Annotated in this window: 24 protein-coding genes and 1 tRNA gene; 8 read left to right on the top strand and 17 right to left on the bottom strand. The window is 59.2% G+C overall.

From position 1 onward, the window contains the following. The first annotated feature begins 137 nt into the window (after positions 1 to 137). The gene (locus tag OP495_RS10085; RefSeq protein WP_280568906.1) at positions 138 to 1271 is read left to right on the top strand and encodes an alkene reductase; all 1134 of its coding nucleotides are present in this window, start codon (positions 138 to 140) and stop codon (positions 1269 to 1271) included. 106 nt (positions 1272 to 1377) lie between these two features. Here OP495_RS10085 and OP495_RS10080 read toward each other — a convergent pair whose 3' ends face one another. From OP495_RS10080 to OP495_RS10025, 12 genes are all read right to left on the bottom strand, one after another. Next, entirely contained in the window at positions 1378 to 1710 is a 333-nt protein-coding gene (locus OP495_RS10080) for a hypothetical protein (protein ID WP_280568903.1), read from the bottom strand. A gap of 44 nt (positions 1711 to 1754) precedes the next feature. Next, positions 1755 to 2216 (bottom strand): flavodoxin domain-containing protein, encoded by a 462-nt coding sequence (locus tag OP495_RS10075; protein WP_280563839.1) that lies wholly within the window; start codon positions 2214 to 2216, stop codon positions 1755 to 1757. 162 nt (positions 2217 to 2378) lie between these two features. Continuing rightward, a complete protein-coding gene (ihfA, locus tag OP495_RS10070; RefSeq protein WP_280563838.1) occupies positions 2379 to 2687 on the bottom strand; it encodes an integration host factor subunit alpha in 309 nt (102 codons plus the stop codon). A gap of 28 nt (positions 2688 to 2715) precedes the next feature. Further along, positions 2716 to 5097 carry a phenylalanine--tRNA ligase subunit beta gene (pheT, locus tag OP495_RS10065; RefSeq protein WP_280568902.1) on the bottom strand — a complete coding sequence of 794 codons (2382 nt, stop codon included), beginning with the start codon at positions 5095 to 5097 and terminating at the stop codon, positions 2716 to 2718. A gap of 26 nt (positions 5098 to 5123) precedes the next feature. Continuing rightward, positions 5124 to 6143 (bottom strand): phenylalanine--tRNA ligase subunit alpha, encoded by a 1020-nt coding sequence (gene pheS / locus OP495_RS10060; RefSeq protein ID WP_280563836.1) that lies wholly within the window; start codon positions 6141 to 6143, stop codon positions 5124 to 5126. A 293-nt stretch (positions 6144 to 6436) separates the two neighbouring features. Continuing rightward, positions 6437 to 6790, bottom strand: a complete 354-nt coding sequence (gene rplT, locus OP495_RS10055) for a 50S ribosomal protein L20 (RefSeq protein ID WP_280563835.1) — start codon at positions 6788 to 6790, stop codon at positions 6437 to 6439. A 52-nt stretch (positions 6791 to 6842) separates the two neighbouring features. Then, entirely contained in the window at positions 6843 to 7037 is a 195-nt protein-coding gene (gene rpmI / locus OP495_RS10050) for a 50S ribosomal protein L35 (RefSeq protein ID WP_280563834.1), read from the bottom strand. Between the two features lie 82 nt (positions 7038 to 7119). Then, positions 7120 to 7659: a translation initiation factor IF-3 gene (gene infC, locus OP495_RS10045; protein WP_280563859.1), complete on the bottom strand. Its 540-nt coding sequence runs from the start codon at positions 7657 to 7659 to the stop codon at positions 7120 to 7122. 37 nt (positions 7660 to 7696) lie between these two features. After that, on the bottom strand, positions 7697 to 9592 hold the full coding sequence (thrS, locus tag OP495_RS10040; protein WP_280568900.1) for a threonine--tRNA ligase: 1896 nt from the start codon (positions 9590 to 9592) through the stop codon (positions 7697 to 7699). Positions 9593 to 9862: 270 nt separating this feature from the next. Next, positions 9863 to 10744 carry an OmpA family protein gene (locus tag OP495_RS10035; protein WP_280568897.1) on the bottom strand — a complete coding sequence of 294 codons (882 nt, stop codon included), beginning with the start codon at positions 10742 to 10744 and terminating at the stop codon, positions 9863 to 9865. Positions 10745 to 11005: 261 nt separating this feature from the next. Then, positions 11006 to 12160: an amidohydrolase gene (locus tag OP495_RS10030; protein WP_280568895.1), complete on the bottom strand. Its 1155-nt coding sequence runs from the start codon at positions 12158 to 12160 to the stop codon at positions 11006 to 11008. 21 nt (positions 12161 to 12181) lie between these two features. Beyond that, the gene (locus tag OP495_RS10025; protein WP_280565207.1) at positions 12182 to 12649 is read right to left on the bottom strand and encodes a DUF2489 domain-containing protein; all 468 of its coding nucleotides are present in this window, start codon (positions 12647 to 12649) and stop codon (positions 12182 to 12184) included. A 200-nt stretch (positions 12650 to 12849) separates the two neighbouring features. Here OP495_RS10025 and OP495_RS10020 point away from each other — a divergent pair, with 200 nt between their 5' ends. Beyond that, positions 12850 to 14295 carry a DASS family sodium-coupled anion symporter gene (locus tag OP495_RS10020; protein WP_280568892.1) on the top strand — a complete coding sequence of 482 codons (1446 nt, stop codon included), beginning with the start codon at positions 12850 to 12852 and terminating at the stop codon, positions 14293 to 14295. Between the two features lie 128 nt (positions 14296 to 14423). On the opposite strand, the gene OP495_RS10015 is transcribed toward OP495_RS10020, so the two are convergent. Both OP495_RS10015 and OP495_RS10010 read right to left on the bottom strand, forming a co-directional pair. After that, positions 14424 to 15152 (bottom strand): LrgB family protein, encoded by a 729-nt coding sequence (locus OP495_RS10015; RefSeq protein ID WP_280568929.1) that lies wholly within the window; start codon positions 15150 to 15152, stop codon positions 14424 to 14426. Positions 15153 to 15154: 2 nt separating this feature from the next. Then, positions 15155 to 15538 carry a CidA/LrgA family protein gene (locus OP495_RS10010; RefSeq protein ID WP_280568889.1) on the bottom strand — a complete coding sequence of 128 codons (384 nt, stop codon included), beginning with the start codon at positions 15536 to 15538 and terminating at the stop codon, positions 15155 to 15157. Between the two features lie 249 nt (positions 15539 to 15787). Here OP495_RS10010 and OP495_RS10005 point away from each other — a divergent pair. Then, a tRNA-Pro gene (locus OP495_RS10005) sits at positions 15788 to 15864 on the top strand. 98 nt (positions 15865 to 15962) lie between these two features. Further along, positions 15963 to 16214: a hypothetical protein gene (locus OP495_RS10000; RefSeq protein ID WP_280563826.1), complete on the top strand. Its 252-nt coding sequence runs from the start codon at positions 15963 to 15965 to the stop codon at positions 16212 to 16214. An 89-nt stretch (positions 16215 to 16303) separates the two neighbouring features. Here the strand turns inward: OP495_RS10000 and OP495_RS09995 are convergent, their stop codons facing one another. The 3 genes from OP495_RS09995 to OP495_RS09985 all read right to left on the bottom strand — a co-directional run bounded on the left by OP495_RS09995 (position 16304) and on the right by OP495_RS09985 (position 17647). Next, positions 16304 to 16438, bottom strand: coding sequence for a hypothetical protein (locus OP495_RS09995; RefSeq protein WP_280563825.1), 135 nt, complete (start codon positions 16436 to 16438; stop codon positions 16304 to 16306). Positions 16439 to 16532: 94 nt separating this feature from the next. After that, positions 16533 to 16964, bottom strand: coding sequence for a hypothetical protein (locus OP495_RS09990; RefSeq protein ID WP_280563824.1), 432 nt, complete (start codon positions 16962 to 16964; stop codon positions 16533 to 16535). Beyond that, positions 16961 to 17647: a TetR/AcrR family transcriptional regulator gene (locus OP495_RS09985; RefSeq protein WP_280563823.1), complete on the bottom strand. Its 687-nt coding sequence runs from the start codon at positions 17645 to 17647 to the stop codon at positions 16961 to 16963. Before OP495_RS09985 ends, OP495_RS09990 begins: the two co-directional genes overlap by 4 nt. A gap of 248 nt (positions 17648 to 17895) precedes the next feature. On the opposite strand from OP495_RS09985, the gene xdhA reads away from it, so the two are divergent. The 4 genes from xdhA to guaD all read left to right on the top strand — a co-directional run. Then, entirely contained in the window at positions 17896 to 19338 is a 1443-nt protein-coding gene (gene xdhA / locus OP495_RS09980) for a xanthine dehydrogenase small subunit (RefSeq protein WP_280568887.1), read from the top strand. Then, positions 19322 to 21745, top strand: a complete 2424-nt coding sequence (gene xdhB, locus OP495_RS09975; protein WP_280568884.1) for a xanthine dehydrogenase molybdopterin binding subunit — start codon at positions 19322 to 19324, stop codon at positions 21743 to 21745. The genes xdhA and xdhB overlap by 17 nt, the downstream gene beginning before the upstream one ends. After that, positions 21742 to 22608 carry a xanthine dehydrogenase accessory protein XdhC gene (gene xdhC / locus OP495_RS09970; RefSeq protein ID WP_280568881.1) on the top strand — a complete coding sequence of 289 codons (867 nt, stop codon included), beginning with the start codon at positions 21742 to 21744 and terminating at the stop codon, positions 22606 to 22608. The genes xdhB and xdhC overlap by 4 nt, the downstream gene beginning before the upstream one ends. A gap of 50 nt (positions 22609 to 22658) precedes the next feature. Then, the coding region (gene guaD / locus OP495_RS09965; RefSeq protein ID WP_280568878.1) for a guanine deaminase at positions 22659 to 23654 on the top strand (996 nt) is incomplete at its 3' end.

Genomic DNA, 23654 nt, shown 5'->3' with positions numbered 1-23654 from the left:
CCAGTGCTTATGGCCTTGATCGCCTCATGCAATTGTTAAAATGCTAACAGTATTTTAGAATCTCAAACATACGCGAGCCCGATCTAAGGCTCGCGTCTTCGTTTCTATTTACCGCCTGCCTGCAAGGAGAGCATCGCATGGTTTCACTCTTCGACTCCTTCGATCTCAATGGTACACGCTTGAACAATCGCATCGTGATGGCGCCCATGACGCGTTCACGTGCGCCTGAAGATATCCCAACCGAGATGGGGGCCCTCTATTATCGCCAACGTGCCAGTGCCGGGCTGATCATCTCCGAAGGCACACCCATTTCGCGGCAGGGCCAGGGTTATCTCTACAATCCAGGGATTTTTGGCCCTGACCAACTGGCCGGTTGGGCCAAGGCCACGCGCGCCGTACACGAGCGCGGCGGTATCTTCTTCGCCCAGATCTGGCACGTGGGACGCGTTTCCCATACCACGGTACAGATTGCCGGCGCGTCACCTGTCGGCCCTAGCGACAAGCAAGGCGGCATGGCCTTTGGCTACAACGACGATGGCCAGCCGGATATGCTCAAGGCCAGTCAGCCGCGCCGTCTCGATACCCATGAAGTACACGATATCGTGCATGACTTCGCCCAGGCGGCGGTCAATTCCCGCGATGTCGGCTTCGATGGCGTCGAAGTTCATGGCGCCAACGGTTACCTCTTCGAGCAATTTCTCAACCCAGAGGTCAATGATCGTGACGACGAATACGGTGGCTCGCGCGAAAATCGCTGCCGCTTGCTGCTCGAGGTCATCGATGAAGTCAGCAAGATGATCGGCGCGCGACGCGTCGGGGTTCGCCTGTCACCGTTCGGTACGCTGTTCGACATGCCGGAGTACGATGACAACGGAGAGACCTATCTCTACCTCGCACGCGAATTCAACAATCGCGGCCTTGCTTACGTGCACCTGCACGACCAAGGCGGTCAAGGCATGCCCCCGATGCCGCGTGATTATCTGCGCCAGTTCCGTGACGTCTATCAGGGCAATCTGCTGCTCGCCGGCAATCTCGACCAGGAAGAAGCCGAAAAACTGGTGAATGAAGGCACCATAGACCTTCCGGTATTTGGCCGCTATTTCACATCGAACCCCGACCTGGTCGAGCGGATGCAAAATGGCTGGCCTTTGGCGGACTTCGATGCCAATACGTTCTATGGCGGCGATGCGCGCGGCTACGTGGATTTCCCTACCTATCCCGAGGAACAGGCACGCCTGGCGCGCGAAGAGATGATTCGCGAAAAATCCTGATAGGGGATAGAGAGTGCTATAGAGACGAAATCCCCCGATCCTATGGATCGGGGGTTTCGTTTAAATCGAGTGCGGCTAAAGATTCTGCACGGCGAACAAAGAAGGCTCACCGCCGAGCGCACCAACCTATCGAGATAGCGTGAAGCAGCAAGCCCGCCGTGGCACCATGCGACAGCACGGTCGCCCACCCTACGCGGGTACTCGCCAAGCCGTAATGCCAGATGGCCATGATCACACCGCCCGCCACGAACGACATGACCAACCACTGGAGCCGTGCTGGGAGCAGATGCCGCTGCTTTGCCGCCATACGCCGCCAATAGGCAATGATGACGATAGCCAAGCCTGTAGCGACCATGATCAACAAACCACTATGGGTATCATAGCCTCCCAGTTGATAGCGCGGCCAAGAGCACAACGTCACGAGCAGAAGCCCGATCATGACGCTCACGCGTGCAGCGGAGGGTGACGTCGTCGTGTCGCGCGTCACGTGCCCTGCAACCCTTGCTCGTCGATCCATGATTCTACCCAGGGGATGGCGGCATCATCGGCCATGAAAGTCTCCATGGCATCGATTTCCAGACGCTCGCCCAAACGCTGGGCGCCGAGATCCTCCAGCAAGACATCCAGTGCCCGACCCGCACCGCAAAACGTCTCACCATAGGAGCTATCTCCCAGGGCTATCAGCCCGTAGCGGCACTGGTTCAGCGCAGGCGGTGATTCACGGAGATCACGCGCGAAGGGCACAAAATTGCCGGGGAAATCACCGCTACCGGTCGTGGAAACGCAGAATAAGGCGAGATCGGGCAAGGGATCGAGATCACCGAGGGTGGGCTGTTCTAAGATCGCCACCTCATAGCCCACTTGCTCGAAAAGCGGCGTCACCTGCTCGGCAACGTCCAGGGCGCCACCGTACATGGTGCCTACGAAGATTTTGATGCTTGGCATGCAGTTCAGTCGTCGATTCAACGGTAAAATGTATGCGCCATGCTAGCATATGCATGGCACGTCGTTAGCGCCTCGAATGAAGATGAACGACACAATCCCGAGTACTCGGAAGTGCTCGAGGTACCCGAGATTATGTCATCGCATGGGCAGAACGCTGCAGCGTCAGTGCATAACGTCCGCGTCGTCGAAATCCTCGACCCTTGCCTTGAGCTTCTGTCCAGGACGAAACGTCACCACACGACGCGCCGAAATCGGAATTTCTTCGCCGGTCTTGGGGTTACGTCCCGGACGTTCACGCTTGTCACGCAAATCGAAGTTTCCGAACCCGGACAGTTTGACCTGCTCGTTTTCGCGTAGGCAGCTGCGAATTTCTTCGAAGAAAGATTCGACCATCGACTTTGCTTCGCGCTTGGAAAAACCCAGCTCAGCGTGCAGATGTTCGGCCAAATCCGCTTTGGTCAGCGCCCCCATGCTTTCATCCTCGTAACGGCTGATGGGATTAACTCCTCAGGACCGCCGCGAAGCGTGTTTTTGCCTCGCCGACGATGGCATCGACTAACTGATTGATTTCATCGTCATTCAGCGTGCGCGAAGGATGCTGCCAGGTCAAGCCCAAGGCAAGGCTCTTGTGGCCTTTTTCAATCCCCTCACCTTGATAGACGTCGAAAAGTCGCATATCGACCAGCCATTCCCCAGCCTGCTCGCGCATGACGTCCATCAAGGCCATGACCGGTACATCGTCACTCACGACCAAGGCTAGATCGCGACGCACGTCCGGATGCCGCGACAACGGTGCGAAGGACGGCAGGTTTCCTTGGGTCAGCGCTTCCAACTCCAGTTCAAATACAAAGGCATTGGTCTTGATGCCCAAATGGGTACGCACCCCAGGATGCAAGGCACCGACCCAGCCCACATGACGACCGTTACACATGATACGGGCCGTCTGACCGGGATGAAGCCCCGGATGCTCACCGGTCTCGAAACGCCATGCATCAGGCTGCTGAGTCAATGCCATCAGACTTTCCAGATCACCCTTGAGATCGAAGAAGTCGACGCCGTCGCGAGAAGAAGACCATCCCTCTGGTTGTCTCGGCCCACAGACGATGCCTCCGAGCATCGCCACCTGCTCGAGAGCGTCTAGCTCGCCACGAAACACGAGCCCCGTTTCGAACAGGCGGATACGTGGTTGCTGGCGGTTGAGGTTGTGGCTCAACGACTTGACCAGTCCAGGTAGCAAACTCGCCCGCATGACCGACATATCGGACGAGATGGGATTGGCCAGATACGGTGCTATTGCCCCTGGGGTCAGCGCCTCTTGCAGCTCAGGCGCGACGAAGCTATAAGTAATCGCTTCTTGATAACCGCGTGCCACCAAGTGGCGACGCAGACGTGCCAGTGGCTGGCGCGCCTCGTTGGAGGTACTCAATTTCAGGCGTGCGGAAGGACGCCGCACAGGGACTTGGTCATAGCCATGGATACGCGCCAGCTCCTCGATGAGATCCTCCTCCAGCGTGATATCGAAACGCCAGCTAGGCACCGTCACCCGCCACCCCGAGTCAGCGACGCCGACGCCCATACCAAGGCGCGACAGGATATCCACGACATCGTCACTGGCTATGGTCAAAGCCAGGCATTGATCAAGACGCTCGCGACGCAAGACCACTTCATGACCCAGAGGTAAATGATCGGGGCTCATGACATCGGTCACAGGGCCCGCTTCTCCCCCGACGATGCTCAACAGCAGCTGCGTGGCACGCTCGATGGCAACCTGCGCCAATTGCGGATCGACGCCGCGCTCGAAACGGTGCGACGCATCGGTATGCAGGCCATAAGAACGCGCCTGTCCCGCCACCGCCAGCGGCGAAAAGAACGCCGACTCTAGGAAAATATCCTGCGTCGAGGCATTGACGCCGGAGGACTCACCGCCCATGACCCCGGCAATCGCCAACGGTTGCTTTTCGTCGGCGATCACCAGCGTGCCCTCGTGCAGGGCAACTTCCTGGCCATCGAGCAACGTCAAGCGTTCCCCGTCTTGCGCCTCGCGCACCACGATGGCGTCATTCAAGCGCGCCAGGTCGAAGGCATGCATCGGCTGCCCGAGTTCGAGCATCACGTAATTGGTGACATCGACGATCGGATCGATGGCACGAACGCCGCTTCGACGCAGGCGCTCGGTCATCCAGAGCGGTGTGCTCGCCGAAACATCGACACCACGAATGATGCGTCCCGCATAACGTGGACACTTCACTGGCGACTCGACACGTACCGGAAAGGTCGCTTGATGCGCCGCCGGAACGATATCAGCATTCGGCGCCGGCACCGGCAGACGACTCAACACACCTACTTCACGCGCCATCCCCTTGAGACTCAAGCAATCGCCACGGTTGGGCGTCAAATCCACCTCGATGGCATGATCATCAAGCGCCAGCCAATCGCGCAGGGACGTACCAAGCGGCGCCTCAGCGGACAACACCAGGATACCCGCCGAGGTGCCTTCTTCCAGTCCGAGCTCAGACGCGGAGCAAATCATGCCACGCGATTCCACACCGCGTAGCTTGGCTTTCTTGATCTTGAAATCGCCGGGAAGCGTTGCGTTCACCCGGGCGAAAGGCACTTTCTGCCCAACCGCCACGTTGGGAGCGCCACACACAACTTGAACCGCCTCATCACCGCCATCCTGGACTTGGCAGACATTCAGCGTGTCAGCACTGGGATGAGGTTCCTTGGCGACAACCTCGGCGACGACGACACCCTCGAAATCGCCGGCCACCGCCTCGATGGCGTCAACTTCCAGCCCCGCCATCGTGATTCGGTCAGCAAGCGCCTGCGTCGTAAGTTCGGGCGACACCCAATCGCGCAACCATGTTTCGGAAAATCTCATGTTTCTTCCTGTGTCCTAGTCGCAGATCAGCCGAACTGGCGCAAGAAGCGCAAGTCGTTCTCGAAAAACAGCCGCAGGTCATTGACGCCATATCGCAACATGGTCAAGCGCTCGACCCCCATGCCGAAAGCAAACCCCGTATAACGCTCGGCATCGATCCCCGAATGCCCAAAGACTTCGGGATGAACCATGCCACAGCCCATGACTTCCAACCAGCCACTATGCGAACAGACGCGACAGCCCTCACCACCGCACATCACGCATTGGATATCGACCTCGGCGGAGGGCTCGGTGAACGGAAAATAGGACGGCCGAAAGCGTACGGAAAGCGTCTCACGCTCGAAGAAGGCCTTGAGGAAGTCCTCGATGGTGCCCTTGAGATCAGCGAAGCTGACCCCCTCATCGACCAGCAAGCCTTCCACCTGATGGAACATCGGTGTATGCGTGAGATCGGAGTCGCTGCGATACACGCGCCCCGGACAGACGATGCGGATCGGCGGCGCCTGCTCCTTCATGGTACGCACCTGAACCGGTGATGTGTGCGTACGCAACAATCGCGAAGCATCGAAATAGAAGGTGTCGGCCATGCCCCGTGCCGGATGATGCGCAGGAATATTGAGCGCTTCGAAATTATGATAATCGTCTTCGATTTCAGGGCCCACGGCCACGTCGAACCCAATATGCGCAAATAGTGATTCGATACGTTCAAGCGTACGCGTCACCGGGTGCAAACCACCCGTCGGCTCGCCACGGCCAGGCAGAGTCACGTCGATGCGCTCTCGTGCCAGACGCGCATCGAGCTCGGCCTCTTTAAGCGTTTTCTTACGCGCCTCGAGCTCGTCCGATAATACCTGCTTGGCCTCGTTGATCCGCTCACCCGCTTTAGGGCGCTCTTCCGGCGGCAGTTGACCAAGACCTTTGAGAAGCGCAGTAATCACGCCCTTCTTGCCCAGAAAATGCACTCGAACCTCGTCGAGCGCCTGGACATCCTGCGCGCTCTCGATGGCGGCGCGAGCCTCGGCGACCAGTTGTGGGAGATGGTCCATCCGTCTAGCTCCGATGCAAAGGAAACGCTACATAAATGCCTACACGAGCGAATCGCGTCGTTGCGTGGTACTCGAACACTCGCCTAATCCCATGTTATGTCTCGTGTTCTGTGTTCCATGCGCCTCGCGCTTCATCCCGCTCGTCTATTTATTCAGCATTTCCCTAAGTGCCCATGAAAGGCCATCGATATGACGTGATGGCCCAGACAAAAAAACAGGGGAAGAGCTGCTGCTCTCCCCCTGCGGCTTCATGCGCATGATGAGACACTCATTAAGAACGTCTCACCCGGCCATTACTGAGCAGCCTTGGCCTTGTCGACGATCGCGGCAAAGGCAGACTTTTCATGGACGGCGAGATCGGCCAGCACCTTACGGTCGATCTCGATGCCGGACTTCTTCAGACCGGCAATGAAGCGGCTATAGGACAGACCATTGGCACGAGATGCCGCATTGATACGCGTGATCCACAGCGCACGGAACTGACGCTTGCGCTGACGGCGGTCACGATAGGCGTACTGACCTGCCTTGATAACCGCCTGTTTGGCAACGCCAAATACGCGCGAACGAGCGCCGTAATAACCTTTGGCCTGCTTCAGAATCTTCTTGTGCCGACGACGAGCGACGACACCACGCTTGACACGAGTCATGGCTTACTCCTGACGTTTAAAATCGAGAACCTATACTTTTGAATACAAGTACTTAGAGGTTCGGCAGCATGCGTTGAACCAGTTGCTTGTCGGCATCATGAACCTGCTTCATACCGCGCAGCTGACGCTTACGCTTGGTCGACTTCTTGGTCAGGATATGACTGCGGAAGGACTGCTTGTGCTTGAAGCCATGGGCAGTCTTCTTGAAGCGCTTCGCAGCGCCACTGTTACTCTTGATTTTCGGCATGAGGGAAAACTCCTCTCGGTTTCTTCAGAAAACCCGGGGCCGGCAGTCGGCAGTACCGACTGCCCGTTCAACTGCCAACGGATCACTTCTTCTTGGGCGCCAGGATCATGATCATCTGACGGCCTTCCATCTTGGGGAAGGACTCGACAGACGCCATGTCTTCGAGGTCAGCCGCAATCCGTTCCATCAGCTTGCGGCCGATGTCCTGGTGCGCCATTTCACGACCTCGAAAACGTAGCGTGACCTTACCTTTGTCGCCCGCTTCGAGGAAACGAATAAGGTTTTTCAACTTCACCTTATAATCGCCCTCGTCAGTACCGGGCCGGAATTTTACTTCCTTGACCTGGATCTGCTTGGTTTTCTTCTTCTGAGCAGCCTTTTGCTTCTTCTGCTCGAAGAGGAATTTGCCGTAATCCATGATCTTGCAAACGATCGGGTCGGCATTGGAGATCTGTACGAGGTCCATACCCTCCGCTTCGGCACGCTCCAAGGCATCGCTGGTCGGCACGATACCAAGCTGGTCACCGTCGCTGGCGATCAAGCGCACTTGATCTTCGGTAATCCGCTCGTTCATTGGTGGGCGCTTGTCCTGTGGGCGCCCTCTGGGGTTGCTTCTCTTGATGGTTCCGTCTCCACTTTTGCCTTGGAAGATGTCGCTATTACCGCTCGGCCTGCACCTTGTCGATGAAAGCGTCCACCGTCATACTGCCCAGGTCTTCGCCGCCGCGCGTACGCACAGCTACCGAGTCGGCCTCGACTTCCTTATCCCCAACCACAAGGAGATAGGGGACCTTCTGCAACGTATGTTCGCGAATTTTAAAGCCGATCTTCTCATTCCTCAAGTCTGTCTTGACACGCAGACCGAGTTTCTGCAAACGCAGCGACACCGATTCGGCATGATCGCGCTGGGCATCGGTTATATTCAGCACCACCGCCTGCAGAGGCGACAGCCACAATGGCATGGCCCCGGCATAGTGCTCGATGAGGATGCCGATGAAACGCTCCATGGACCCCACGATGGCACGGTGCAGCATGACCGGCACCTGACGGGAGCCGTCCTCGGCCACGTATTGTGCGCCCAAGCGGTTAGGCATCATGAAATCGACCTGCATCGTGCCGACCTGCCACTCGCGCCCCAGGCAGTCACGCATATGATATTCGATCTTGGGTCCGTAGAAAGCTCCTTCACCAGGAAGTTCTTCCCATTGCACGTCACAGCGCCCCAAAGCGTTACGCAACGCCTCTTCGGCTCGGTCCCAGTTCTCGTCGCTCCCCAGACGTTTCTCGGGACGTAAGGCAATCTTGACGGCAATCTCTTCGAAGCCGAAATCACGATAGACTTCCAAAGCCTGGCGATGGAAGGCTGTCACTTCAGACTCGACCTGCGCTTCGGTGCAGAACACATGGCCGTCGTCCTGGGTAAAGGCACGGACACGCATGATGCCATGCAAGGCACCCGAGGGCTCGTTGCGATGGCAACCACCGAACTCGCCATAACGCACCGGCAGTTCACGATAGCTGCGCAGGCCGGAATTGAAGACTTGCACATGCCCTGGGCAGTTCATCGGCTTGAGCGCATACTCGCGCTTTTCCGATTCGGTGAAGAACATGTTATCGGCGTAATTGTCCCAGTGGCCGGACTTCTGCCACAACGAAACATCCATGATCTGCGGACAGCGAATCTCTTGATACCCGCTGTCTTTGTAGACCTGCCGCATGTATTGCTCGACGGTCTGCCAGAGCGTCCAGCCCCGTGGATGCCAGAATACCATGCCCGGCGCTTCTTCCTGCATGTGAAAGAAGTCGAGCTTGCGTGCCAACTTACGGTGATCGCGCTTTTCCGCCTCTTCCAAGCGCTGGAGATAGGTCTTCAGGGCCTTATTATCCGGCCAAGCCGTACCATAAATGCGCGTAAGCATTGGCTTGGTAGCATCACCACGCCAATAGGCGCCCGCCAGCTTGGTAAGCTTGAAAGCTTTCAGGTGCCGCGTATTCGGAACATGCGGCCCACGGCACATATCGATGTATTCTTCATGATGATAGAGGCGAACGAGCTCACCATCGGCAATACCCTCGACGATTTCCTGCTTGTAGGGCTCGTCACGTTCAACGAAGGTCGCCAGGGCCTGCTCTTTCGTCACGTACTCACGAACGACATTGTATTCACGCTCGATAAGCGCCTTCATACGCTTTTCCATCGTGTCGAGGTCGTCCGGCGAGATTGACTGGCCGAAATCGATATCGTAATAAAACCCATCGTCCACGACCGGTCCGATCGCCATTTTAGCGTCGGGATAAAGCTGCTTGACGGCATGTCCCAGGAGATGGGCACAGGAATGGCGGATAATTTCCACCCCTTCATGATCGCGCGCGGTCAGGATACTGACCTCGGCATCACGTTCGATCAGGTCGGCCGTATCGACAGCAACGCCATCTATCTTTCCTGCTACACAAGCTTTGGCAAGACCCGTGCCGATGGACTCGGCGAGCTGCATAACGGTCAAGGGTGAGTCGAAAGTTTTCTGACTGCCATCAGGCAAGGTCACGATGGGCATACAAGGTCCCTTATATTCAGTGGTGGCCCATACCAGGGACCACATGAAACGATGAAGATGAAAAGCAATGGGGGGAGGCTATCGGCCTACTTACCCTTGTGCGTCATACGCCTGCGGGCCTGCGACTTAGATGAAAGGCAACACAAACGCATGAAACGGCGAATTGCGCACACTAGCAAGCGCGCGAAATATCGTCCAGTCGCACCTGTAGCACAAATAAAAAGGGGCGCCCGGAGGCGCCCCTTTCTTCGATCATGAACCGAGCGATCGTTACTCTTGCTCGCCCATTTCAACACGACGGTTTTCAGCACGTCCTTCTTTCGTCTCATTGGTCGCGACGGGATCTTCTTCGCCGTAACCCATGGTCGTGACGTTATCGCCGTCGACGCCCTTCGAGACCAGGTAGTCTTTCACAGAGTCGGCACGACGCTGAGAGAGATCCTTGTTATAGGAAGCGCTACCGACGGAATCGGTATAGCCTTCCAGTCGAACATTGACACTCTCGTTGGCAGCCAGCTTCTCGGCAATACCATCGAGAATGCCTTCCGCATCGCTGGTGAGCGTGGCGGAGTCGAACTCGAAGTTCACATCATGCAGCACCAAGTCCGCCGGGCAGCCTAGCGCATTGACTTCTTCACCTGCCGGTGTATCGGGGCACTGGTCCTGGTAGTCCGGAACGCCATCGCCATCGCTATCCAGCGGGCAGCCCTGAGCGTTGACGTCGACACCAGACGGTGTCCCCGGGCATTCGTCCTTGTAGTCCGGAACGCCATCGCCATCGCTATCAAGCGGGCAACCCTGAGCGTCTACCGCAACGCCAGCCGGTGTGTTGGGGCATTGATCGCGGTCATCGGGAACGCCATCGCCATCGCTGTCCACCACCTTGTCGGAATAATCAGCGCACAGCAAAGCACCTGCCGTTGCACCGCCGACGCCACCGAGTGCAGCACCGGTATCTTCGTCCGAATCACTGCTCGATGCATAGCCAATGCCACCGCCGATCAAGCCGCCGGCCAGGCCACAGACGAAAGGTGACTTGTACCATGCTTGATCATCGGATTGGGACATGGACTGAGAACCCGAAGTGGCACAGCCTGAAAGGCCGACCATCATCGCGGAACCGAGCAGCAAGCCAGTCGTAGATTTTTTCATATGTAAGACTCCTTCTTAACACAGCGCTAGTCGTAGCGGGACGTTACCCAGCGGGGTCCGAGTATAGAAGCGGTTCCCGGTGGGAGAAAGACTTTTCGTCCTTCTCTCATCAAAAAATAAAGCACAAAGCCTTTCGTTTATCCAGTGCTCCACCCTTCACCAGCGCTTCTCCCGATGAATTCCCCCTCATCATTATGCATTATCGGAATTGATGCAAACTCGAATGAAAGAATGAGATCATAATGTCTCATTCTTGTATAACTATCCGGCACACCCCTGGTAGCGTCTGACCAAGCGTTCGAACAAATCGATGCCAGGAGTCAGCATGGCATCCGGAAAATCATAGCTGGGGTGATGCAAAGGACGGCATTTTTCGCCACCGCCCAGGGTCAACAACGCTCCTTCGCCCTGGGCGGCCAGCCATCCAAAGTCCTCCGACCAGCGATGCGCTACGGACAACTCACGCAGCGGTAACGCCAGGGCATTCGCTTCATCACGTATCGCCTCGACGGCACGCGGATGGTTGTGGGTCGCCTGAAAGACATCGCACCAATCGACTTCGATTCCCAGGTCGTCCTCTTCGGCCTCGACCCGGGCCAGCGATACGGCCGCTTCCGCCAGGGCACGCATCATCGCATCGTTTTCGGTGCGCAAGGTGGCCATCACCTCGGCCTGCCCCGGCGACGTACCGAAGGCAACTTCACCCAGACGCGCATGAATCAGCGTCACCATGACCAGCCCCTGATCGTCCGGTAACTGCTGAGGCAGACGCTTCAATCCCTGCAGGATCCGGCACATTGCCAAGGCCGGATTACGTCCCTGCTCGGGATGTGCCGCATGTGTGCATAATCCATTGAGACGCACGATCAAGCCTCGCGAGGCGCACGTGAACGCCCCCGCTCGTACTGACACTTCACCTAACGGCTCACCTGGCAAGTTATGCAGCGCAAAGACATGATCGGGGGCGAGCTCCTCGAAATGTGACGACTCGACGACGCCCCGCGCGCCTCGCCCCGTCTCTTCGGAAGGCTGGAAAAGCAGTACCGTTTCGCCACGTTCAGGCGGATTTTTCGACAAACGCTGCGCGAGCCCGAGCAATGTCGCCATATGACCATCGTGGCCGCAGCTATGCGCCACGTGCTCGCATTTCGATCGCCATGCCACCTCTGCGGTCTCACCTATAGGAAGCGCGTCGAGCTCGGCACGAAACATCACCCGCGGCCCTGGAGATTCAGCGGCGAAAACACCCGCTACGCCATGCCCTCCCAAACCTGTCACGATACGTGTTGCCCCTGCCTCTTCAAGCCATTCGACGATACGCCGCGCCGTATCGACTTCTTGTCCCGACAACTCCGGCTCAGCATGCAAACTGCGGCGAATTTCCGTGGGGTCAAGCGACATAAACCGATCTCCCATGCTCTTCTCCTACGTCATGGCTCACTGCAAGCCTGTCGGCCACTCGCGCTTGAATGCCAGAACTTGCTGCGCCGCCTCATGGAGCGCCGTATAGCGTTCTTCCTGCAGCGCGATGCGCTCGCGATCCTCCGCAAAGCGCTGTTTTGCCGACAAGTCTTGGCGCGAAGAATGCGTATGCAAATGCTCTGTGCGCCGATAAATCTCGGCAAAAACCTGGAAGCTCTCGCGTTCAAGCAACGCGGGATCGATGATATCGAGCAGCACCTTGCAGCGAAGCGCTCCCTCTACCAAGTCGACCTGATCCCCCAGCATAGCCGTCGCGATCGCCTCGAGACTCTCGAGACAATTACGATGAGCCCGATCGAGCTCCTCACGCCGAGCTGTGTCACGGCGCTGCACTTCTCGCCATAACCGCCATGCATAGCCCACCAAACCAGCGACGACCAGCACCGCCAATACCACCAAGCTCCAGCCCACCACTACGGACATGGTCGCACCTCAATCGAATACGTTTAGTTAATCGGCAACGAGCGCGGACATTACCGAGCTTGCCGCGTTGCAACAAGCCATCCCGGCAAGACCGGGCATACGGCTTAGACTAATGGCTAAGCCACTGAATCTTAATACCTTAGTAGCATAACGAGTATCGTGAGCCAATTAATCATTCGCCGCCTTCAGGGAAGCAATTCATGAACGAGACTACTGGGGACTCCCGCGGCTTCAGCGCCGCGCAAATCGGACTCTGGTTGGGGCCGCTATGGGTCATCCTATGCTTGGTCATCCCTGCGCCAGCCGGCATGTCATCACCGGCATGGGCATGTGTCGGCTTTGCACTTTTGATGGCCACATGGTGGTCCACCGAGGCCATCCCCATCCCCGCGACCTCGTTGCTTCCCATGGTGCTCGCGCCGGTGCTGGGCATCGACGAACTCGAGGCCGTGGCAGCCAGTTACGCCGACCCTATCATCTATCTCTTCCTGGGGGGCTTCTTGCTGGGCATCGCGATGCAGCGCTGGAACCTGCATCGACGCATCGCCTTGAAAGTCCTAAGCATCGTCGGCCAGAAACCACGCCAGCAAATCGCGGGGTTCATGATTGCCACCGGCTTCATCAGCATGTGGGTCTCCAATACGGCTACCAGCATCATGATGCTGCCCATTGGCATGTCCGTCGTCAGCTTGCTGGGCGATGGCGACTCACGTGAAGTCTCGCGCTACGCTACCGCTCTGCTGCTTGCCATTGCTTATTCCGCCAGCATAGGCGGCGTCGCCACGCTCATCGGCACCCCACCCAACGCCTTGCTCGCGGGATATCTCACCGGCGAAGGAATCGATATCGGCTTCGCCCAATGGATGACCATCGGTTTGCCGGTCAGCATCGTGATGATGGTCGTGACATGGTGGTGGTTGACTTACAAAGGGTTCGATTTGCAACAAAGCGACGATGGCGGAGAGATGATTCGCCGCGAACTCGAGTCGCTCGGCACCATGACCAGCGCTGAGCGCCGCGTCGGCCTGATCTTTCTCATGGCGGCTGCCGCCTGGATGTTTCGGCCTCTCTTGAATCAGGTCGGGCTCGACTGGCTATCGGACACCACCATTGCTCTGGCCGCCGGTATCGGGCTGTTTCTCGTCCCTAGTGGAGACAAGGCACGCGGCGCGCTGCTCGACTGGGACAGCGCCAAGGAGCTTCCTTGGGGTGTCCTGCTTCTCTTCGGCGGCGGATTAGCATTAGCAGGGATGATCAAGAGCTCCGGCCTGGCCGAGTGGATCGCTCAACAACTTTCGATCTTCAGCGTGTTCCCGTTGTTGATGCTGGTGGGCATCATCGTATTGGTTATCATCTTCCTCACCGAAGTGACCTCCAACACGGCCACGGCAGCCGCCTTCCTGCCACTTCTCGGTGCACTCGCCATCTCGTTGGACATGGACCCGCTGGTGATCACGGTCCCCGCCGCCATTGCCGCAAGCTGTGCTTTCATGATGCCGGTTGCGACCCCACCCAATGCTATCGTGTTCGCGACGGGGCATATGAAGATTCAATCGATGATCCGCGCCGGACTACTGCTTAACATTGTCGGCACCCTCCTGATCACGCTGATCACCGTGTCCCTGCTACGCGTTCTATGGGCGTGAACAGCGCATGACATAAACGATCAAGACGTTTTGTAATATCAACGTATGGCAACGCTCCATGAAGCGTTGCCATACCGGTTTCAGCTTTCTAGCTTTGAATGAAACTCACAAGATAACGGTATAAATAATCAAATACCGAACAGATGCACCAAAGGCGGCAGGATGAAGGCCGTCAGAAGCCCCGTCAGCCCCATCGCTAGTCCCGCAAAGGCTCCTGCCGCAGCACCGATCGAAGAAAAGGAATAGGCCGTTCCGAACCCATGCGCTGCCAAGCCCATGGTAAAGCCTTGAACACTGGGATCGCGCACCCTGACCAGGCGGAAGATGACAGGTCCCAAGGCACATCCAAGGGACCCCGTTATCAACACCACCCCCGCCGCCAGCGACGGAATGCCGCCCAGTTTCTCGACGATCCCCATCGCGATGGGTGATGTCACCGACTTGGGTGACAGTGTCAGCACGGTTTCGCGACTAGCCCCCATGAGCATCGCGACCCCCACCGCTGACGTCACCGCCGTCACGATTCCCGCGACGCAGCTAAGTAATATCGGCACCAACATACGCCTGACACGTTCTCGATAGTCATACAAGGGAATCGCCAAGGCAACGGTCGCGGGCCCCAGGAGGAAATGGATGAACTGAGCACCCTCGAAGTACGTCGCATAATCGGTATCCGTCAGTGTCAGAAAGGCAATGATCAGAACGATGGTGAGCACGACCGGGTGCAGAAAAGGCGTCCCCCCTAAAAGACGATTGAGGTAACTCGCCCCCATGAAGGCCAGAAACGTCACCAGAAGATGCAATAATGGACTGGCAGAGAGGTACACCCAAAGCTGATCGAGTACGGGAACGGGCATGCTCATGGACGCTTCTCCCGCCATTCGTCACGCGGGTCTTTGGGTACCGAGCGCATCAACCACGACATCACTTTTGCCGTGACAGCCAAGGTCAAGGCGGTCGACACCACGAGCGTTACGATGATGGGCCAGAATTCCGCCTTGATAAGATCGAAATGCACCATGATGCCAACCCCCGCAGGCACGAAGAGAAGCGTCAAGTAACGCAACAGCCCTTCACCACTCGTGCGCAGCCCCGCAGGCACACGTCCATTGATCATCAGCCCGACCAACAACACCACCATACCCACGACTGGTCCCGGTACGGGAAGCTGGAGCCCATGCACCAGGATTTCGCCGAGAAACTGACACCCTAGAAGCACGCTCATTCCTGCGATAAGAGGCATCGCGACATCTCCACATGAAACGGCCACATTCTACATCTTTCGTCTAACCAATGCCTCCATACACCTCCGTTGATGGCGTGTCAGCACACTGCCTTATCCCCTTCATCGTCGGACATTCATTATTACCGGGAACTGGCAAGCAATTGAAAAAAAAGCGCTATCAAGGGTTTTCATTTCCCGGAAGCCGAGGTAGTATACGCAGCGTTCCACGGGCGGCATCGGCTTGAAAGCCTTCCGGCAGAACGTTAACGGAGCGTGGCGCAGCTTGGTAGCGCGCTGCAATGGGGTTGCAGAGGTCGCTGGTTCGAATCCAGTCGCTCCGACCAAAAGATTGAAGAAAAACCGCCGCTTATGGGTCAACCATAGCGGCGGTTTTTCGTTGTGTTAGCATCATGGTGATGATTTGCCTGGAACACTCGTCAGCATGACGAGTCCCACGTTCGGTTACTGCAATTCCAGCGAGGTCCAACACATGCTGCATGACGCTATTGAGATACGGAAAATCGCCGGCCCCGACGAGAACGACGTCCGCTATGAAGTCTATGATAGCGACACGGGCGTGAGCCTAGGACTTTACCAAAGCATGGAACATGCCGAAGCCGAGCGTCAGCGAATGAAAGCATCCGACAACGAGGTCAAGGCAGGCGACGCGGACGACGACCCGAGCGTGGAATGATCATCCCTAAACGGCTTGGTCATTTCTGCCAAGCCGTCTCGACTACACACGCATGACGCTTCAGCGCCAAACAGTCATCCATGATGCCTCTACCGATGACGCCATAGATCCCACCCGATTCCGCCAGCGATACCGGCAATGACGCCCGCCAGCACATTGCCCACCACCAACCACGCAACCAGCCCGACCATGATGCCGAGCAGTGCTCCGGGTAGTTCTTTCATGGCATCTCCAAAACCGTTAGATTCCTGTACGAAACCGAGTTACATAGGGCTGAACGCATCATCATGCACACAGCCCCATGCATCCCAGTACCGGTCATGCCATCTTCTGCCATTCGATCAAGGCTGCCGCCACGGCGTTAGGGTCCCATCCACTGCGATGCAAACTCGACGACATGATCGCGGCCTGCGCACCTTGGCGTGCCACGAACAAGCGATACCCTAGATAATCGCCACGTTCGCAACGTGCATTGACCTGCCCGCACACCACGCGATTCGACGGCCCGCCAACGCGAGGGCCGACGGCGTGGATATCGCGGAAAACCGCGGTAGCGGGATACTTGAGGAGCTTCCTGACGCTCGCCTGAGCCAGATACATCTCCTCATCGGTCGCCGACGTCCATTGCAGATGATCGCGTGCGATCTGCGCCGTGATCGCCCTGGGCGTATCGGGGGGCTGCGCTGGCAGCGACGATGAATCATCGAGCAAGCCGCCGCTGACCAGGAGCAAGATGCCCCAAAGTTTCATGTTGTCTCCTCACCCTGGATATCTTGATAGTGACGTTCACTGTCAACGTCGGATGGTGGTCGAACGCCACATCCCTTGAGAATGACGTGGCACAAAAAATCGGTGATCGCACGGTAGTCGCTTTCCCCAAGCGCCGTTTGATCGGTAATGCCCAGTATCTGAGCCTCGAAATCCGCATAATGTTGGGTGGCCGACCAGATCAAGAAGATAAGCCACACCGGATCGACGGGATCCATCAGGCCCTTTTCCGCCCAGCGCTCGAAAACGCGCGCCCGCGAGCGCACCCACTCGCGTAGCTCGCCGTGTAAGTATTCCTGCAGAAAAGGCGCACCCTGAAGCACCTCGGCAGCAAACAACCGAGAACCTTGGGGATGCTGCCGCGTCAGACGCATCTTGCTACGGATGAAGCCTTCCAGCACCTCGCCCGGATCATCGTCCTCGCCGATATCGTCGAGCATGGCGTTCCAGCGTGCCATCATACGCTCGAGCAGCGCCACGTACAGTTTGCGCTTGCTGCCCACATAATACAGCACGTTGGATTTAGGCAGCCCAGCCGCTTCGGCGATGGCCTGCACGCTCGCACCTCGATAACCATGGCACGCGAACACGCGTTCAGCCGCCTCGAGAATCATGCTTTCGTTGCGCGCCCGCGTTCCCAACCCGGACGAATTCATCGATGTCATGGCCGCTCTCTTCGTCTGCCGGTATGGAAGTCTGCCCCAGCGAGCGTCACCAGTGCAACGCACATCAACGTCCCATGGCGCCGCAGTCCAGCGATCGACCTGGCTCACCTCGGCGCGCGACAAACAAACGCAAAAGAGACTTGTCATACGCGGCATTTTGATTAAGGCTTAGCAGAGTTGACCAAATGGTCATATCGACATGTGCAGTGCGCACCTCGGATCACAACGACAACCCGATGGACACTCCGATGATCGAGTTTTATCTCAATGGCGAAGCGCAACGCTGCGCATCGCTAGCGCCGGAAACCAGCATTCTGGAGCTCTTGCGCAACAAATTGCAGCGAACCGGCACCAAGGAAGGCTGCGCCTCGGGCGACTGCGGCGCCTGCACCGTCGCCATCGGCGACACCGACCGCGACGGCCGCCTGCACTATCACAGTACCAATGCCTGCATCACCCCGGCCCACCAACTGCAGGGCCGACATCTCGTCACCGTCGAAGGGCTCGCGCGCGGCGATGCCTTGCATCCCGTCCAGGCAGCCATGGTCGATTGCCATGCCAGCCAGTGCGGTTTCTGCACCCCGGGCATCGTCATGTCGCTGTTCACGCTTCACGAGCGCCAGCGCCAGGCGCCGGTCGCGCTTGACGATGCATGCCTCGAAGCAACGTTGGGCGGCAATCTATGCCGTTGCACGGGCTACCGCCCCATCCAGAAGGCCGCACGCCACATGGCCGATCAACCCGATGTACGCCCGCCCTGGGCGGATGACCCAAGGCTCGACAACGATGTCACGGCCTTGGAGAACACGCTCGAGGCCACTGGCTATGCCATCCCGAACACATTGGAGACCTTGCACACGCTACGCCGTCAATATCCGGAGGCGCGCCTGGTCGCCGGGGCCACCGACCTGTGGCTCGAGGCCACGCAACGGCTCGAAGCCTTCGAGAATCTGATCGACGTCAGCCGCGTCGCCGAATTGCAAGCAATCGACGAGACGCCCGACGGCTGGTGGATCGGCGCCAGCGTCACCTACGCGCGCCTCGAACCGCTGTTCGACGAGGTTTACCCCGCGTTCGCTCGGCTTTTACGGCGCCTGGGCTCCGCGCAGATCCGCAATCGCGGCACTCTGGGCGGCAACATCGCCAATGCTTCACCCATCGGCGATACACCACCGGTATTGCTCGCGCTCGATGCCCACTTGGCCCTGGAAGGTCCCGATGGCGCCCGCAAAATGCCTCTGGAAGCCTTCTTTCTCGACTATAAGCGCACCGCGCTCGCACCCGGCGAATTCATCCGCGCCATCTTTCTGCCGCGCCCCGAAAGCGACCAGCATCTCGAGGTCTGGAAACTCTCCAAGCGCCGTGAGGACGATATATCGGCAGTGCTCGGCACCTTTGCCTGGCGCCAGGAAAATGGCTGTCTGCACGATGTTCACCTGGCCTTCGGTGGCATGGATGCCACACCACGGCGCGCCCACGCCACCGAAGCCGCCCTGGAGGGACACCCTCCCGAAGTGACGACATTCGATGCGGCTCGCCAAGCCCTCGCGCGCGACTTCAATCCGCTCGACGACGTGCGTGGTTCCGCCGCCTACCGACGACTCGCGGCTGCCAATTTACTCGAACGCCTGCGCCTGACGATCGACCACGACGCCGACCAGGAGGTCTGCCTCGATGCGTACGCTCACTGATCTCTCACGCCCGCCGGCCGGACCAGAAACACCCGGTCGTCCCGCAGCACAGACGGACGCCCGCCATGCCCCCGCGCATGACAGCGCCACGTTGCATGTCACCGGCCGTGCGCGATATCTCGACGATCAGGCCGCACCGGCGAATGCGCTACATGTCGCGGTGGGGCTGAGCCCAACCGCACGCGGCAGGCTTACACGGCTGGATCTCGACGCGGTACGCCGTGCCCCCGGAGTCATCGATATCATCACCGTCGTCGATATCCCCAGAAAGACCGATGTCGGCCCCGTGTTTCCGGGTGACCCGCTACTTGCCGATGACGAGGTGCGCTATGTCGGGCAGCCACTGTTTGCGGTGGCCGCCACCGATTTCAAGGCTGCCCGCCGCGCCGTAGCACTTGCCGAGATCGAGATCGATGCTCAGCCCGCGCAGCTCGACGCCGTTGCCGCCGCCGAGGCCGAGGAATGGGTCCGCCCCCCGCATGTCCAGCAAAGCGGTGACTGGCAACAGGCACTTTCCGATGCCGCTCACGTGCTCGAGGCCGAGCAGTTCGTCGGCGGGCAGGAGCATTTCTACCTCGAGGGGCAAGCCTGTCTGGCACTGCCCAACGAAGACGATGGCGTCATTGTGCATACCTCCAGCCAGCATCCCAGTGAAGTGCAGAAACTCATTGCCGAAGTGCTGGGTGTAGCGTTTCATGCCGTGACCGTCGAAGTGCGTCGCATGGGCGGCGGCTTCGGCGGCAAGGAAACCCAGGCCGCGCCGTGGGCGTGCCTGGCCGCGCTGCTGGCCCGCCGCACCGGTCGCGCCATTCGCCTGCGCCTGCCGCGTGGCGACGACATGCGCGCCACCGGCAAGCGACATCCCTTTCATAACCGCTATCGGTTGGGAGTCGACACCCAGGGCATATTGCTGGGAGGCGAGATCACGACCATCGGCGATTGCGGCCACTCGCCGGACTTGTCCGAAGCCATCGTCGACCGCGCCATGTTCCATGCCGACAACGCCTACTCCCTGGGTGACGCCCGAGTGACCGGAATTCCCGCGCGGACGCACAATCCATCCAATACCGCTTTTCGAGGCTTCGGCGGCCCCCAAGGCATGATGATCGTCGAGCGCGCCATGGACGATATCGCACGACACCTGGGCGAAGACCCGCTGACGATCCGCAAGCGCAACCTTTATCGCCCCGGCCGAGACGTCACCCATTACGGACAACACGTCGAGCAGACTGCGCTGCTGCACGAGATCGTTTCACGACTCGAAACCGACAGCGACTACTGGGCACGTCGCGATGCCATCCGCGCCTACAATGCCCAAAGTTCAGTCCTCAAGAAGGGGTTGGCGCTGACACCGGTGAAATTCGGTATTTCGTTCACCGCCAAGCACCTCAATCAGGCCGGCGCGCTTTTGCACATCTATACCGATGGCAGCGTGATGATCAATCACGGCGGCACCGAGATGGGACAGGGATTGCACACCAAGGTCGGCCAAGTCGTGGCCCGCGAGCTGGGACTCGATAACAGCACCGTACGTATTTCCGCTACACGCACCGACAAAGTGCCCAACACCTCGCCGACCGCGGCGTCGAGCGGCGCCGATCTCAACGGCATGGCGGCCCGCAACGCGGCCATCCAGGTGCGCGAACGGCTTTTCGATTTCGCCGCCGAGCATTTCTTTACAGACCAGCTTCCAGAACCGCCCTCCGTCCGAGATAACATGCGTCTGGAAGACGGTGAGCTCGTTGCCGGCCACGGCGAGAACGAGCGCCGCATCGCCTGGGGGGAACTCATCCAGGCCGCTTACCTGGGACGCGTGTCGCTCTCGGCGACAGGGTTCTACGCCACGCCGTTGATTCATTACGATCGCGCCACCGGCCAAGGCCGCCCCTTCTACTATTACGCGCATGGCGCGGCGGTGTCGGAGGTCGTCGTCGATACCCTGAGCGGCGAATATCGCGTCACCCGCGTGGATATCCTGCACGACGTCGGCGACTCGCTGAATCCGGCGATCGACACGGGCCAGGTCGAAGGCGGTTTCATTCAAGGCATGGGCTGGCTAACCAGCGAGGAGCTAAAGTGGGACGCCACCGGTCGCTTGCTGAGCGATGGGCCGGCGACCTACAAGATTCCCACCATCGGCGATACCCCGCCCGACTTTCGCGTCTCGCTGCTCGAGGGGCACCCCAATTCACAGGCCAGTTTGTACCGATCCAAGGCGGTGGGCGAGCCGCCCTTCATGCTGGCGATCTCGGTATGGTCGGCGCTACGCGACGCATTATCGAGCCTCGCCGATTATCGCGTGAGCCCCGCTTTGGATACGCCGGCCACGCCGGAGCGCGTGCTCTTCGCGGCTCAGGCCCTGCGCCAGGCCCCTGAAACGAAGACACCAGCGGAGACGCCACGATGAGCGCCGAGAACTGGCACAGCGCCCTGCACCGCCTGCAGGCCGATGCCGCGCCCCATGTGTTGATCAGCGTGGTCGGCGCCGAAGGCTCCACGCCGCGCGAGCCCGGTGCCAAGATGGTGGTGACTGCCGAGACCAGCCACGACACGCTTGGCGGCGGGCGTTTCGAGTACCAGGCCATCGCCTGCGCGCGCGACATGCTCGCCGCCAGCGAACGTGGCGAGCAGACGACCACACCACGTCTCGAAGCCTTCCCCCTGGGCGGCCGCAGCGGACAATGTTGCGGTGGGCATGTCAGCCTGCTGTTCGAGTGTTTCGCGGGCGCCGAGCAGCACATCGCCATATTCGGTGCCGGCCACGTCGCCCAGGCGCTCGTGCCCTTGCTGACACCGCTTGCCTGGCGAATACACTGGTTCGACAGTCGTGCCGACGCCTTCGCAGCACTTTCGCCCTCGCCATGCGTCGATTGCCATCGCCTCGACGAGAACGCCATCGAGACGGCCCTGGAAAGCCTACCGCACGGTGTCCATGCGCTCGTCATGACCCACGATCACGCCCAGGACCGCCGCCTCATCGACGCCCTGCTCAGTCATGCCGACGTGACCTCCATCGGCTTGATCGGCTCGCAAAGCAAGTGGGCGAGTTTCCAGCATCTTCTGCGCGATGCCGGGCACGACACGACCGCGCTGGCGCGGGTACGCTGCCCGATCGGCATCCCCGGCGCGGGCGGCAAGCGCCCCTACGAGATCGCGTTGGCCATCGCCGCCGAATTACTGACCTTCGCTCCGGCCGAGTCCCACGCGTCACAACACGGAGTAACGCCCACTACCTGGCACCAGACGACCGGCCAAGGTGTGCACCTCTAAGGTCGACAGCAGAACCGTTTTCGTCATTTCCTGTTTACAAGAGCGTTTCCATGCCTCACTCCCGACTACTACGCGGCGCCGTGCTGACCTTCGACGCCGATCCCGGCGAAGCGCCCACCCCGCAAGCCGATAGCCTGCGCTATTGGGAGGACGGCGCCGTGTGGGTAGAAGATGGCCGCATTCGCGCGGTCGACGACTTTTCCGCCCTCGCCGCGCATCTGCCCGAAAAGATCGAGTTCGTCGACTACCGCGGCAAGCTGATCATGCCGGGATTCATCGACAGCCACGTGCACTATTCGCAACTCGATATCATCGCCTCGTTCGGCCGTGAATTGCTCGACTGGCTCAACGACTACACCTTCCCCGCCGAATGCCGTTTCGCCGAACGCGCCCATGCCGCAGACGTCGCCGAGCGCTTCCTCGACGAGATGCTGCGTGGCGGCACCACCACCGCCCAAGTCTTCTGCACCTCTCACCCTGGCTCGGTAGATAGCATCTTCAGTGCCGCCCAGCAACGGCGGCTGCGCCTGCTGGCGGGCAAGGTGCTGATGGATCGTCACGCCCCGGAGGCGCTCACCGACACCGCGACCGGCGGCATCCGCGATAGCGAACGGCTCATCGCCGACTGGCACGGCAAGGATCGTCTGGCATATTCGCTGACGCCGCGTTTCGCACCGACATCGAGTCGCGAACAGCTCGATGCCGTGGGTGGCGTACTGCGCAACGACCCAAGTCTGTATCTACAGAGCCATCTCTCGGAAAATCGGGGCGAGCTCGCCTGGGTCGCCGAGCTGTTCCCCGAATGTCGGGACTATCTCGCCGTCTACGAACGCTACGGGTTGGTCGGTCCGCGCAGCACCTACGCGCACGGCATCCATCTCTCCGAGGACGAGCACACGCGGCTTGCCGATGCCGGTGCCAATATCGCCTTCTCACCGACGTCCAACCTGTTTCTGGGCAGCGGGCTTTTCGATCGCCTCGCCACCCGTAACGCCGGCGTCATCACCTCGCTGGCCAGTGACGTGGGCGCCGGCACCGGGCTATGC

The organism is Chromohalobacter sp. 296-RDG, from assembly GCF_029889885.1.
Taxonomy (GTDB): Bacteria; Pseudomonadota; Gammaproteobacteria; order Pseudomonadales; family Halomonadaceae; genus Chromohalobacter.
Note: the sequence above shows the minus strand (reverse complement) of the source record. Positions and strands in the feature narration are given on the sequence as shown.